Source organism: Alicycliphilus sp. T452 (assembly GCF_054512775.1).
Map to the genome: position 1 here is coordinate 37267 of NZ_JBTNEH010000011.1, position 14494 is coordinate 51760.

General features: G+C 70.2%; 11 protein-coding genes. All 11 read left to right on the top strand.

All coding sequences use genetic code 11. The features are described from left to right. The first annotated feature begins 158 nt into the window (after nt 1–158). A complete protein-coding gene (gene hppD / locus ACX12L_RS11600) occupies nt 159–1280 on the top strand; it encodes a 4-hydroxyphenylpyruvate dioxygenase (protein ID WP_459262701.1) in 1122 nt (373 codons plus the stop codon). 1 nt (nt 1281) lies between these two features. After that, nucleotides 1282–2121 (top strand): phenylalanine 4-monooxygenase, encoded by an 840-nt coding sequence (phhA, locus tag ACX12L_RS11605; RefSeq protein ID WP_459262702.1) that lies wholly within the window; start codon nt 1282–1284, stop codon nt 2119–2121. A gap of 140 nt (nt 2122–2261) precedes the next feature. Next, nucleotides 2262–3497 (top strand): thiamine pyrophosphate-dependent enzyme, encoded by a 1236-nt coding sequence (locus ACX12L_RS11610; protein ID WP_459262703.1) that lies wholly within the window; start codon nt 2262–2264, stop codon nt 3495–3497. Between the two features lie 3 nt (nt 3498–3500). After that, complete coding sequence (locus ACX12L_RS11615; RefSeq protein WP_459262704.1) at nt 3501–4541, top strand: alpha-ketoacid dehydrogenase subunit beta; 1041 nt, start codon at nt 3501–3503, stop codon at nt 4539–4541. Between the two features lies 1 nt (nt 4542). Beyond that, on the top strand, nt 4543–5838 hold the full coding sequence (locus ACX12L_RS11620) for a dihydrolipoamide acetyltransferase family protein (RefSeq protein WP_459262705.1): 1296 nt from the start codon (nt 4543–4545) through the stop codon (nt 5836–5838). A gap of 7 nt (nt 5839–5845) precedes the next feature. Continuing rightward, entirely contained in the window at nt 5846–7246 is a 1401-nt protein-coding gene (gene lpdA / locus ACX12L_RS11625) for a dihydrolipoyl dehydrogenase (protein WP_459262706.1), read from the top strand. 256 nt (nt 7247–7502) lie between these two features. Beyond that, the gene (gene nirB / locus ACX12L_RS11630; protein ID WP_459262707.1) at nt 7503–9950 is read left to right on the top strand and encodes a nitrite reductase large subunit NirB; all 2448 of its coding nucleotides are present in this window, start codon (nt 7503–7505) and stop codon (nt 9948–9950) included. Nucleotides 9951–10022: 72 nt separating this feature from the next. Continuing rightward, nucleotides 10023–10400, top strand: coding sequence for a nitrite reductase small subunit NirD (gene nirD / locus ACX12L_RS11635; RefSeq protein ID WP_459262709.1), 378 nt, complete (start codon nt 10023–10025; stop codon nt 10398–10400). A gap of 31 nt (nt 10401–10431) precedes the next feature. Beyond that, nucleotides 10432–11244, top strand: coding sequence for a formate/nitrite transporter family protein (locus ACX12L_RS11640; RefSeq protein WP_459262710.1), 813 nt, complete (start codon nt 10432–10434; stop codon nt 11242–11244). A gap of 101 nt (nt 11245–11345) precedes the next feature. Next, the gene (glyQ, locus tag ACX12L_RS11645; RefSeq protein ID WP_459262711.1) at nt 11346–12284 is read left to right on the top strand and encodes a glycine--tRNA ligase subunit alpha; all 939 of its coding nucleotides are present in this window, start codon (nt 11346–11348) and stop codon (nt 12282–12284) included. Between the two features lie 18 nt (nt 12285–12302). Beyond that, entirely contained in the window at nt 12303–14465 is a 2163-nt protein-coding gene (gene glyS / locus ACX12L_RS11650) for a glycine--tRNA ligase subunit beta (RefSeq protein ID WP_459262712.1), read from the top strand. The last annotated feature ends 29 nt before the right edge of the window (nt 14466–14494 follow it).

A 14494-nucleotide genomic window follows, 5' to 3' on the forward strand; every position in this document is an offset into this window, starting at 1 on the left:
GGCGGAGATTTTAGGTGCGTAGCGCCAAATGGCTGCCTGCTGCATTGATGTTGCGCAACATTCCTGCGGATCTGTGCTCAAACCCACATGCATTCGCCAGAAACATGATCCGCGCGCCCCCTACAGTCGAACGACCGCAAGACACAGGAGACACCCCCATGACCGCCGCCCTGCCCACCCAAGCCGCCCGCGAGACCACCGCCTGGGAGAACCCCATGGGCCTGATGGGCTTCGAGTTCGTCGAATTCACCTCGCCCCAGCCGGGGCTGCTGGAGCGGGTGTTCGAGCAGCTCGGCTTCACCCTGGTGGCGCGGCACCGCTCCAAGGACGTGGTGCTGTACCGCCAGAACCAGATCAACTTCATCCTGAACCGCGAGCCGCACAGCCAGGCCGCCTACTTCGGCGCCGAGCACGGCCCCTCGGCCTGCGGCCTGGCGTTCCGCGTGCGGGACGCGCACCGCGCCTACAAGCGCGCGCTGGAGCTGGGCGCGCAGCCCATCGAGATCCCCACCGGCCCCATGGAGCTGCGCCTGCCGGCCATCAAGGGCATAGGCGGCGCGCCGCTGTACCTGATCGACCGCTTCGAGGACGGCAAGTCCATCTACGACATCGACTTCGAGTGGCTGGAGGGCGTGCCCCAGCGCCCCGGGGGGCACGGCCTGAAAGAGATCGACCACCTGACGCACAACGTCTACCGCGGCCGCATGGGCTTCTGGGCGAACTTCTACGAGCGGCTGTTCAACTTCCGCGAGATCCGCTACTTCGACATCCAGGGCGAGTACACGGGCCTGACGAGCAAGGCCATGACGGCGCCGGACGGCAGGATCCGCATCCCGCTCAACGAGGAGGCGCGCCAGGGCGGCGGCCAGATCGAGGAGTTCCTGATGCAGTTCAACGGCGAGGGCATACAGCACATCGCGCTCATCTGCGACTCGCTCGTGGACGTGGTGGACCGCCTGGGCCTGGCCGGCGTGCCCCTGGCCCCCGCGCCCAACGACGTCTATTACGGGATGCTGGAAAAACGCCTGCCCGGCCACGGCCAGGACGTGCCCGCGCTGCAGGCGCGCGGCATCCTGCTGGACGGCAGCACGGCCGGCGGCCGGCCGCGCCTGCTGCTGCAGATCTTCTCCACCCCCATGCTGGGCCCGGTGTTCTTCGAGTTCATCCAGCGCGAGGGCGACGAGGGCTTCGGCGAGGGCAACTTCAAGGCGCTGTTCGAGTCGCTGGAGCGCGACCAGATCAACCGCGGCGTCATCGGCACCCGGGCCAAGGGAGGGTGACATGGCCGTGCAGCCCGCCGTCTATGGCGCGAGCGAGCGCCCGCCGCGCGGCGACTACACGCGCGCGCGGGACGACTACACCTGCGCGCAGGACTGGGCCGCCTACACCGCGCAGGACCACGACACCTACCACCGCCTGTACCTGCGCCAGTCGGCCCAGCTGCCGGGCCTGGCGAGCGAGGCCTTCATCGCCGCACTGCCGCTGCTGGGCGCCAAGGAGCGCATCCCGCGCTTCGACGACGTCAACGAACGCCTGTACCGCGCCACGCGCTGGCAGCTCGTGGCCGTGCCGGGGCTGATTCCCGAGGTGCCGTTCTTCCGCCTGCTGGCGCAGCGCAAGTTCCCCGTGACGGACTGGATACGCCGGCCCGAGGAGTTCGAGTACATCGTCGAGCCCGACGTGTTCCACGACCTGTTCGGCCACGTGCCGCTGCTCTTCAACCCGGTGCTGGCCGATTACATGCAGCGCTACGGCGAGGGCGGCCTGAAGGCCGCGCGCCTGGGCGCCTGCGAGATGCTCGCGCGGCTGTACTGGTACACCATCGAGTTCGGCCTGATCCGCGAGGCCGCGGGCCTGCGCGCCTATGGCGCCGGCATACTGAGCTCGCACGGCGAGCTGCCCTACAGCGTGCGCAGCCCCGCGCCGCAGCGCCTGCCGCTCTCGCTGGAGCGCACCATGCGCACGCGCTACAAGATCGACAGCTACCAGCAGACCTACTTCGTCATCGACGGCTTCGAGCAGCTGTTCGCCCTGACCGCGCAGGACTTCGCGCCGCTCTATGCGCGCCTGCGCGGCCTGCCGGAGTTCGCGGCCGACGGGCGCGAGGCCGGCACGGGGTAATACCGGGGGCGCGGCGGGTCCTGTGGACATAGAATCCACGGCAGCGCTTTCTGGCGCTCCAGGGACAGGGCGCCATGATCTGGCGCCCTGTCCTGTTCCCAACAGTGCGCGCGACACAATCGCGCGCAAGGAGACCGTGGATGACACCGCACACAGCCTTGCGGCTGCACGTGCCCGAGCCCACAGGGCGGCCGGGCTGCAGCACCGACTTCTCGTACCTCAGCATTTCCCCTGCTGGCGCGGTACGCAAACCCCCCATAGACACGGCGCCCACCGACACCGCCGACCTCGCGACCAGCCTGGTGCGCGTGCTCGACGACGATGGCAAGGCCTGCGGCCCCTGGGCCCCGGCCATCCATCCCGAGCGCTTGCGCCGCGGCCTGCGCGCGATGATGAAGACGCGCATCTTCGACGCGCGCATGCTGCTCGCGCAGCGGCAGAAGAAGCTGTCGTTCTACATGCAGTGCCTGGGCGAGGAGGCGATCGCCGTGGCCCATTCCATGGCGCTGCAGGACGGCGACATGTGCTTTCCCACCTACCGCCAGCAGGGGCTGCTGCTCGCGCGCGACGACATCTCCATGGTCGAGCTGATCTGCCAGCTCATGAGCAACCAGCGCGACCCGATCAAGGGCCGCCAGCTGCCGGTGATGTACTCGTACAAGCGCGCCGGCTTCTTCTCCATCTCGGGCAACCTGGCCACCCAGGTGCCCCAGGCCGTGGGCTGGGCCATGGCGTCCGCCATCAAGGGCGACACGAAGATCGCCTCGGCCTGGATCGGCGACGGCTCCACGGCCGAGAGCGACTTCCACACCGCGCTCACCTTCGCCCACGTGTACCGCGCGCCGGTGATCATCAACGTGGTCAACAACCAGTGGGCCATCTCCACCTTCCAGGCCATCGCGGGCGGCGAGGGCACGACCTTCGCACAGCGCGGCGTGGGCGTGGGCATCGCCTCGCTGCGCGTGGACGGCAATGATTTCCTGGCCGTGTACGCCGCCTCGCAATGGGCGGCCGAGCGCGCGCGCAGCAACTGCGGCCCCACGCTCATCGAGTGGGAGACCTACCGCGCCGGTCCCCATTCCACCTCGGACGACCCGAGCAAGTACCGCCCCGCCGACGACTGGCAGCGCTTTCCGCTGGGCGACCCCATAGAGCGGCTGAAGAAGCACCTGACCGCCATCGGCGAGTGGAGCGAGGCGCGGCACGAAGCCGCCCAGAAGGAGCTGGAGGCCGAGATCGTCGCCGCGCAGAAGGAGGCCGAGCGCCACGGCTCGCTGCTCGACGGCCGCGTGCCCAGCGCCGCGACCATGTTCGACGACGTGTACAAGGACATGCCGGAGCACCTGCGCCGGCAGCGCCAGCAGATGGGGGTGTAAGCCATGGCAGAACAAAACCAAGACCAGGGCGGCGTCCCCATGACCATGATCCAGGCGCTGCGCTCGGGCCTGGACGTGATGATGCAGCGCGACGACAACGTCGTCGTCTACGGCGAGGACGTGGGCTACTTCGGCGGCGTGTTCCGCGTGACCGAGGGCCTGCAGGCCAAGTACGGCAAGACGCGCTGCTTCGACGCGCCGATCTCCGAGTCGGGCATCGTCGGCACGGCCATCGGCATGGCCGCCTACGGGCTCAAGCCCGTGGTGGAGATCCAGTTCGCCGACTACGTCTACCCCGCCACCGACCAGATCGTGTCCGAGGCGGCGCGGCTGCGCCACCGCTCGGCGGGGGACTTCACCGCGCCCATGGTGATCCGCATGCCCTGCGGCGGCGGCATCTACGGCGGGCAGACGCACAGCCAGAGCCCCGAGGCCTTCTTCACCCACGTCTGCGGACTGCGCACCGTGATGCCCAGCAACCCATACGACGCCAAGGGCCTGCTCATCGCCTCCATCGAGTGCGAGGACCCGGTCATCTTCCTGGAGCCCAAGCGCCTGTACAACGGGCCGTTCGACGGCCACCACGACAAGCCGGTCGTGCCCTGGTCCAGGCACGACATGGGCCGCGTGCCCGAGGGCTACTTCCGCGTGCCGCTGGACAAGGCGGCGGTGTTCCGCCCCGGCAAGGCCGTCACGGTGCTGACCTACGGCACCATGGTCTGGGTCAGCGAGGCGGCCGCGCGCGAGGCCGGCATCGACGCCGAGATCATCGACCTGCGCTCCATCTGGCCGCTGGACCTGGAGACCATCGTCGATTCGGTGAAGAAGACCGGCCGCTGCGTCGTGGTGCACGAGGCCACGCGCACCAGCGGCTTCGGCGCCGAACTGGCCGCGCTGGTGCAGGAGCACTGCTTCTACCACCTGGAGGCGCCCATCGAGCGCGTGACGGGCTGGGACACCCCCTACCCGCACGCCCAGGAATGGGCCTATTTCCCCGGGCCGTCGCGCGTCGGCGAAGCCCTCAAGCGCGCAGTGGAGGCATGACATGGGTATTTACGTGATCCGCGTGCCCGACATTGGCGAGGGCATTGCCGAAGTGGAACTGGTGTCCTGGCACGTGCAGCCGGGCGACAGCGTGACCGAAGACCAGCACCTGGCCGACGTGATGACCGACAAGGCCACGGTCGAGGTGCCTTCGCCCATGCATGGCAGGGTGCTGGCGCTGGGAGGCGCCGTGGGCCAGGTCATGGCCGTGGGCGCCGAGCTCGTGCGCCTGGAGGTCGAGGGTGAAGGAAATTTGAAGGAAAACGTTGCCCACCAAGCGCCAGCAGCTACTCCTTCAGTAGCGCCGGCCGCCGCGCCAGCGCCCGCCGCCCCGGTGGCCGGGCCCAAGGCGGCCCCTGCGCCTGCGCCCGTGCGCGGCAGCGCAGCGGCGCCCCGCGCCCCCGCGGCCGTGCGCAAGGAGGGCGAGCGTCCGCTGGCCTCGCCGGCGGTGCGCCGCCGCGCGCTGGACTCAGGCGTTGACCTGCGCCGCGTGCACGGCAGCGGCCCGGCCGGGCGCATCGAGCACCACGACCTGGACGCCTGGGCCGCGGGCGGCGGCCAGGCGCAGGCCGGCGGCGGCTCGCAGTACGTGGAGCGCCACGGCGAGGAGCAGGTGCCCGTCATCGGCCTGCGCCGCAAGATCGCGCAGAAGATGCAGGAGGCCAAGCGCCGCATCCCGCACTTCAGCTACGTGGAAGAGGTGGACGTGACCGAACTGGAGGCGCTGCGCCAGCGGCTCAACCAGATCCACGGCGCCGCGCGCGGCAAGCTCACGCTGCTGCCCTTCCTGGCGCGCGCCATGGTGCTGGCGTTGCGCGACTTCCCGCAGATCAACGCCCGCTATGACGACGAGGCCGGCCAGGTCACGCGCTACGAGGCCGTGCACTTAGGCGTTGCCACGCAGACCGACGCCGGCCTGATGGTGCCCGTGCTGCGCCACGCCGAAGCGCTGGATCTGTGGGCCTGCGCCGCCGGCATCGCCCGCGTGGCCGAAGGCGCGCGCGGCGGCCGCGCGCCGCGCGAGGAGCTCTCGGGCTCGACCATCACCCTCACGAGCCTGGGGGCGCTCGGCGGCATCGCCAGCACGCCGGTCATCAACCACCCCGAGGTGGCCATCGTGGGCGTCAACCGCATGGTCGAGCGCCCCATGCTGCGCGGCGGCCAGGTGGTGGCGCGCCAGCTCATGAACCTCTCGTCCTCGTTCGACCACCGCGTGGTCGACGGCATGGACGCGGCGCGGTTCATCCAGGCCGTGCGCGCGCTGCTCGAAACCCCGGCCCTGCTGTTCGTGGAGTGAAGAAGACATGACCAAGGAAATCACGACCAAGCTGCTGGTGATCGGCGGCGGCCCCGGCGGCTACGTAGCGGCGATCCGCGCCGGCCAGCTGGGCATCCCCACGGTGCTGGCCGAAGGGGCCGGCCTGGGCGGCACGTGCCTGAACATCGGCTGCATCCCGTCCAAGGCCATCATCCACGCGGCCGAGGAGTTCGAGCGCGCGCGCCACCAGGCCGCGGGCTCGGCGCTGGGCATCCGCGTGAGCGACCCGCAGATCGACATCGCGCAGACCGTGCGCTGGAAGGACGGCATCGTCGCGCGCCTGACAGGCGGCGTCGGCACGCTGCTGCGCAAGGCGGGCGTGCAGGTGCTCAAGGGCTGGGCGCAGATAGAGGACGGCAAGACCGCCACCGTGCAGCTGCAGGGCGGCGAGAGCGTGCGCGTGCGCTGCGAGCACCTGCTGCTGGCCACGGGCTCCGAGCCCGTGGAGCTGCCCAGCATGCCCTTCGGCGGCCCGATCTGGTCGTCCACCGACGCGCTCTCGCCCGACGTCGTTCCGAAGCGCCTGGTGGTGGTCGGCGCGGGCTACATCGGCCTGGAGCTGGGCATCGCCTACCGCAAGCTGGGCGTCGAGGTCACCGTGGTCGAGGCCGCGCAGCGCGTGCTGCCCAGCTACGACGAGGAGCTGACCCAGCCCGTGCTCGACGCCCTGCAAAAGAGCGGCATCGTGCTGCACCTGGGCTGCAGCGTGCAGGGCTACGACGACAGGCACGGCGTGCACGTGCGCAACGACGCGCGCGCCGAGGACTTCGCGCTGCCCGCCGAGCGCGTGCTCGTCGCCGTGGGCCGCAGGCCGCGCACCGCGGGCTTCGCGCTGGAGTCGCTGCAGCTGGACATGGCAGGGCGCCACGTGGCCATCGACGCGCATTGCCGCACCTCCATGCGCAATGTCTGGGCGATCGGCGACGTGACGGGCGAGCCCATGCTCGCGCACCGCGCCATGGCGCAGGGCGAATGCGTGGCCGAGCAGATCGCGGGCCGGAACCGCCGCTTCGAGCCCATGGCCATCCCCGCCGTGTGCTTCACCGACCCCGAGGTGGTCGTCGTGGGCCGCACGCCGGGCGAGGCGCGCGCCGCGGGGCTGGACTGCATCGACGCCGCCTTCCCCTTCGCCGCCAATGGCCGCGCCATGACGCTGCAGGCCACCGGCGGCTTCGTGCGCGTGGTGGCGCGGCGCGACAACCACCTCATCCTCGGCTGGCAGGCCGTGGGCAAGGGGGTGGCGGAGCTGGCGACCGCCTTCGGCCAGTCCATGGAGATGGGCGCGCGGCTGGAGGACGTGGGCCACACCATCCATGCCCACCCCACGCTGGGCGAGGCCGTGCAGGAGGCGGCGCTCAAGGCGCTGGGCCAGGCGCTGCATATCTGACCCGGCTGCGCCGTGGATGAAGGGCCGCTACCGGCGATGGCCGGCAGCGGCCCTTTTGCGTGTGGAGCCTGTTTGGTGCGCCGCACCAAAGCCATGCACCAAAAACCGGCAGCGCCGTGCCTGCGGGCGGAGCCGTCCCCCTGGCTGCATGCTGGCACGGTCGTTGCATCAACCCTGCCGTGGCCGATGGGGGCCACGGGCCGGGCGTGGCATGTCTGCCCGCCGGCGGGGTCAACAGGTACCGTGCGAGGGCGTGATGAAGAAGATGAGACTGGTCATGGTGGGCAACGGCATGGCGGGGGTGCGCACGCTCGAAGAGCTGCAGAAAATCGCCCCAGGCCTGTACGACATCACCGTCTTCGGCGCCGAGCCGCACCCCAACTACAACCGCATCCTGCTCTCGCCGGTGCTGGCGGGCGAGCAGCAGCTCTCGCAGATCGTGCTCAACGACTGGGCCTGGTACGAAGACAACGGCATCGCCCTGCACGCCGGCTGCACCGTCACCCATGTGGACCGCGCGCGCCGCATGGTGCATGCCGTCCATGCCGGCGGCGGGACCGTCAGCGCGCCCTACGACCGCCTGATCCTCGCCACGGGCTCCAGGCCCTTCATCCTGCCCATCCCCGGCAGCCGGCTCGAAGGCGTGCTGGCCTACCGCGACATCGCCGACACCCAGGCCATGATCGACGCCGCCGCCCGGTACCCGCGCGCCGTGGTCATCGGCGGCGGCCTCCTGGGCCTGGAGGCCGCCAACGGCCTGATGAAGCGCGGCATGCAGGTCACGGTGGTGCATGCCGGCGAATGGCTCATGGAGCGCCAGCTCGACCGCGTGGCGGGGCGGATGCTGGAGAAGGCGCTGGCCGGGCGCGGCATGCGGTTCCTGATGCGGGCGCAGACCGCGGCGCTGCTGGGCAACGAGGCGGGCCGCGTGCGCGCCGTGCGCTTCGAGGACGGCGGCGAGGTGCCCGCCGACCTGGTGGTGATGTGCGTCGGCATACGCCCCGACACCGAGCTGGCCGAGCGCATGCGCCTGCATGTCGACCGCGGCATCGTGGTCGACGACACCCTGCAGACCATCACCGACGCGCGCATCTACGCCGTGGGCGAGTGCGCCGCGCACCGGGGCGTGGCCTACGGTCTGGTGGCGCCGCTGTTCGAGCAGGGGCGGGTGGCGGCGAACCACCTGGCCGAGTTCGGCATAGGCCGCTACCAGGGCTCGCAGACCTCGACCAAGCTCAAGGTCACGGGCATCGACCTGTTCTCGGCGGGCGACTTCCAGGGCGGCGCGGGCACCGAGGAAATCGTGCTCAGCGACCCCGGCAGCGGCACCTACAAGAAGCTCGTGATCAAGGACGACAGGCTGGTCGGCGCCTGCCTGTACGGCAACACCGTGGACGGCGGCTGGTACTTCAAGCTGCTGCGCGACGCGCGCCCCGTCGCCGACATACGCGCCACGCTGGTGTTCGGCGAGAGCAACATCGGCGAGGGCGGCCACGCCGGCCAGAACCAGGCCGCCGCCTTGCCCGACGAGGCCGAGGTCTGCGGCTGCAACGGCGTGACCAAGGGCACGATCTGCAAGGCCATCAAGGACAAGGGGCTGTTCACCGTGGACGAGGTGCGCAGGCACACCAAGGCCAGCGCCAGCTGCGGCTCCTGCACCGGGCTGGTCGAGCAGATCCTGATGGCCACGCTGGGCGGCGCCTACGCCGCCACGCCCAAGACCAAGCCGCTGTGCGCCTGCACCGACCACGGCCACCAGGCAGTGCGCGACGCCATCCGCGCCAACCACCTCGTCAGCAAGGAAGAGGTCTTCGCCTTCATGGAATGGAAGACCCCGGACGGCTGCCCCGGCTGCCGCCCGGCCATCAACTACTACCTGATCAGCACCTGGCCCAAGGAGGCGCTGGACGACCCGCAAAGCCGCGCCATCAACGAGCGCAGCCACGCCAACATCCAGAAGGACGGCACCTACAGCGTGGTGCCGCGCATGTGGGGCGGCGAGACGAGCGCGGCCGAGCTGCGCCGCATCGCCGACGTGGTGGACAGGTACGGGATTCCCACCGTCAAGGTCACGGGCGGCCAGCGCATCGACCTGCTGGGCGTGAGGAAGGAAGACCTGCAGGCCGTGTGGCGCGACATAGGCATGCCCAGCGGCCACGCCTACGGCAAGAGCCTGCGCACCGTGAAGACCTGCGTGGGCAGCGAATGGTGCCGCTTCGGCACGCAGGACAGCAGCGCCCTGGGGCGCGACCTGGAGCGCGCGCTGTGGCGCATGTACGCGCCGCACAAGGTCAAGCTCGCCGTCAGCGGCTGCCCGCGCAACTGCGCCGAGAGCGGCATCAAGGACGTGGGCGTCATCGGCGTCGATTCGGGCTGGGAGATCTACGTCGCCGGCAACGGCGGCATCAAGACCGAGGTGGCGCAGTTCTTCGCCAAGGCCAAGACCGCCGGGGAGGTGATGGAGATCAGCGGCGCCTTCCTGCAGCTGTACCGCGAGGAGGGCTGGTATCTGGAGCGCACCACGCACTACGTTGCGCGCGTGGGGCTGGACCATGTGAAGAAAAAGGTGCTGGACGACGCGGCGAACCGCCAGGCGCTGTGGCGGCGCCTGCAGTGGGCGCTCGACGGCGAGCCCGACCCCTGGTTCGAGGGCGAAAAGGCGCGCGTGGACGGGCGCCAGTTCATCCCGATCGCCGTCGCCTGAACCGCATATTTCAAGCAAAAAAGGCCTGCAGCGCTTGTCAGGAAAGCGCTGCCAGCTGCGAAAGGCATAGCAATGACACACTGGAAATACATCTGCGAGGTGGACGACATCCCGCGCCAGGGCGCGCGCCGCGTGGCGCGGCCGCGGGGGCTGGAGGTGGCGCTGTTTCGCACCGGAGCCGACGCCGTGTACGCCCTGCTGGACTACAGCCCCTGCAAGGGCGGCCCGCTGTCGCAGGGCATGGTGTTCGGCAACAGCGTCGCGTGCCCGCTGCACAACTGGACCATCGGCCTGGCCGACGGCCAGGCCCTGGCGCCCGACGAGGGCGGCACGCCCTGCTTTCGCGTGCGGGTCGAGGCCGGCGCCGTCTACCTGGACGCCGATGAGCTGGCCGGCCATGCGCTGACGCAGGAGCGCCCGCTGGCCGGGCCCGCGCAGCGTTCGGCCTGATCCCCATCCCCAACCTCCAGGAGCACACACCATGGCCTACCTCAGCCCCGCCGAATTCGTCACCAAGATGGTGGACACCGGCGAAGCCAAGATCCACATGTCCACGCGCGACACCCTGATCCGCGCCTTCATGGCCGGCGCCATCCTGGCGCTGGCGGCGGTGTTCGCCGTCACCGCAGCGGTCATGAGCGGCTCGGCCCTGATCGGCGCCCTGCTGTTTCCGGTGGGGGTGTGCATGCTCTACCTGCTGGGCTTCGACCTGCTCACCGGCGTGTTCATGCTCACGCCCCTGGCCTGGCTGGACAGGCGCCCGGGCGTCACCATCGGCGGCGTCCTGCGCAACTGGGGCCTGGTGTTCGTGGGCAACTTCCTGGGCGCGCTCACCGTGGCGGCCATGATGGCCTTCATCTTCACCTACGGCTTTTCCGTGCCGCCGAACGAGATCGGGCAGAAGATCGGCCACATCGGCGAGGCCCGCACCCTGGGCTACGCGCAGTACGGGCTCATGGGCTGGCTCACCATCTTCCTGCGCGGCGTGCTGTGCAACTGGATGGTCTCCACCGGCGTGGTCGGCGCCATGATCTCCACCACGGTGAGCGGCAAGGTTATCGCCATGTGGATGCCCATCATGCTGTTCTTTGCCATGGGCTTCGAGCATTCGGTGGTGAACATGTTCCTGTTCCCGTCGGGGCTGATGATGGGCGGCAACTTCTCCATCATGGATTACTTCCTCTGGAACGAAATCCCGGTGGTGCTGGGCAACATCGTGGGCGGCATCGCCTTCACCGGCCTCACGCTCTACACCACCCACGCGCGCACCGCGCCGCGGCGCACGCCGGCCTGACCCGCCGCATCCGCCGGCCGGGGCGGGGGAAGAGGCGCCAGCGCCTAAAATGCCCGGTTCGCGTGCGCGCAGCCGCACGCCTCTACCGGACTGCCCCCGCCATGCTCACATTCCAACAAATCATCCTCAAACTGCAGACCTACTGGGCCGAGCAGGGCTGCGCGCTGCTGCAGCCCTACGACATGGAAGTGGGCGCAGGCACCTCGCACACGGCGACGTTCCTGCGCGCCATCGGCCCCGAGCCCTGGAAGGCCGCCTACGTGCAGCCCAGCCGCCGCCCCAAGGACGGGCGCTACGGCGACAACCCGAACCGCCTGCAGCACTACTACCAGTACCAGGTGGTCTTGAAGCCCGCGCCGGCGAACATCCTGGAGCTGTACCTGGGCTCGCTCGAAGCCCTGGGGTTCGACCTGAAGAAGAACGACATCCGCTTCGTCGAGGACGACTGGGAGAACCCCACGCTGGGCGCCTGGGGCCTGGGCTGGGAGGTGTGGCTCAACGGCATGGAGGTCACGCAGTTCACCTACTTCCAGCAGGTCGGCGGCATCGACTGCAAGCCCGCCACGGGCGAGATCACCTACGGCCTGGAGCGCCTGGCCATGTACCTGCAGGGCGTGGACAACGTCTACAACCTCACATGGACCGAGGGCCTGTCCTACGGCGACGTGTACCACCAGAACGAGGTGGAGCAGTCCACCTACAACTTCGAGCACTCCGACGCCGACTTCCTGTTCACCGCCTTCGGCGCGCACGAGAAACAGGCCCAGCACCTGATGGCCGAGCAGCTCGCGCTGCCCGCCTACGAGCAGGTGCTCAAGGCCGCCCACACCTTCAACCTGCTGGACGCGCGCGGCGCGATCAGCGTGACCGAGCGCGCCGCCTACATCGGCCGCATCCGCAACCTGGCGCGCGCCGTGGCCAGGAGCTACCTGGACAGCCGCGCGCGCCTGGGCTTCCCCATGGCGCCCAGGGCGCACGCCGACGAGGTGCTGGCCGAACTGGCAAAGGCGGCGGAGCAACAGAACAAGAAGGCTGCCTGAGCAGGAGAGAACAACACCATGACCGCACCATCCAACCTGCTCGTCGAACTCTTCGTCGAAGAACTCCCTCCGAAGGCCCTGCAAAAGCTCGGCGACGCCTTTGCCGGCGTGCTGCGCGACCAGCTCGTCGCCCAGGGCCTGGCCGCGGCCGGCGCGCCGCTCACCGCCTACGCCTCGCCGCGCCGCCTGGCCGCGCACATCGAGGGCGTGCTGGCGCAGGCGCCCGACAAGGCGGTGTCGCAAAAACTCATGCCCGTGGCCGTGGGCCTGGCGGCGGACGGCCAGCCCACGCCCGCGCTGCTGAAAAAACTGGCAGCGCTGGGCGCCGATGCGTCCGCCGTGCCCGCCTTGAAGCGCGTGCACGACGGCAAGGCCGAGGTGCTGTACTACGAGAGCACCGCCCAGGGCGCCACGCTGGCCCAGGGCCTGCAGAAGGCGCTGGACGAGGCCATTGCCAGGCTGCCCATCCCCAAGGTCATGCGCTACCAGCTGGAGGACGGCTGGACCAGCGTGCACTTCGTGCGCCCGGCCCATGGCCTGGTGGCGCTGCACGGCGCCGGCGTGGTGCCCGTGGCGGCGCTGGGCCTCGCGGCGGGCAACGCCACCCAGGGCCACCGCTTCGAGGCGGCCGTGCAGCCCGTGGTGCTGCGTGACGCCGACAGCTACGCCGCGCAGCTGCGCGAGCAGGGCGCCGTGATCGCCGGCTTCGCCGAGCGCCGCGCCGAGATCGCGCGCCAGCTGCGGGCCGCGGCCGAAAAGCTGGGCGGCGGCGTGCGCCCCATCGAGGACGACGCGCTGCTCGACGAGGTCACGGCCCTGGTCGAGCGCCCCAACGTGCTCGTCTGCCAGTTCGAGCGTGAATTCCTCGCCGTGCCGCAGGAATGCCTGATCCTGACCATGAAGGCCAACCAGAAGTACTTCCCGCTGCTGGACGCCGAGGGCAGGCTCACCCACCGGTTCCTGGTGGTGAGCAACATCAGCCCGCAGGACGCGGGCGCCGTCGTCCAGGGCAACGAGCGCGTGGTGCGCCCGCGCCTGGCCGACGCCAAGTTCTTCTTCGACCAGGACCGCAAGAAGACGCTGGCCAGCCGCGTCGCGCAGCTGTCCAAGGTGGTCTACCACAACCAGCTGGGCAGCCAGGGCGAGCGCGTGGAGCGTGTGCGCGCCATCGCCAAGGCCATCGGCCAGCAGCTCTTCGCCGCGCTGGCCGAGCGCCACGAACTCCAGGGCACGCAGGACGGCGAGATCGCCCGGGACTGGCTGCTGACCTGCGTGGACAACGCCGCGCTGCTGGCCAAGACCGACCTGGTCACCGACATGGTGGGCGAGTTCCCCGAGCTGCAGGGCATCATGGGCGGCTACTACGCGGTCAACGACGGCCTGCCCGACGAGGTGGCCCGCGCCATCGAGGACCACTACAAGCCGCGCTTCGCCGGCGACGAGCTGCCGCGCGAGAACGTGGGCCTGGTCGTGGCGCTGGCCGACAAGCTCGAGACCCTGGTCGGCATGTTCGGCATCGGCAACCTGCCCACGGGCGACCGCGACCCGTTCGCGCTGCGCCGCCATGCGCTGGGCGTGATCCGCATGCTCATGGAAAAAGACCTGCCGCTGGACCTCGGCGCCCTGCTGGCCGGCGCCGTGCCGGCCTTCGCGGGCCGGATCGACGACCCCTCGGCCCTGCTGGCCGACTTCATCTACGACCGCCTCGCCGGGGCCCTGCGCGAGCAGGGCTACAGCACCCAGGAGGTGGACGCCGTGCTCGCCCTGCGCCCGCAGCGCCTGGCCCTGGTCGAGAAGCAGCTGGCCGCCGTGCGCGCCTTCTCGGCGCTGCCCGAAAGCCCGGCCCTGGCGGCCGCCAACAAGCGCGTTTCCAACATCCTCAAGAAGGCCGGCGACGTCCATGCCCACGTCAACCCCGAGCTGCTGCACGAGCAGGCCGAGCAGGACCTGTACGCTGCGCTGCAGCGCTTCGTGCCCGAGGCCGACGCCCAGTTCGGGCGCGGCGACTATCGCAGCAGCCTGCAGACGCTGGCCGTGCTGCGCGCGCCGGTCGACGCCTTCTTCGACGACGTGATGGTCAACGCCGAGCAGCTCGACCTGCGCCTGAACCGCCTGGGCCTGCTCAAGACCCTGCACGAGGCCATGAACCGCGTGGCCGACCTGTCGCGCCTGGCGGCCTGATCCACGCACGGGGCCGCGCGGCATTGCCA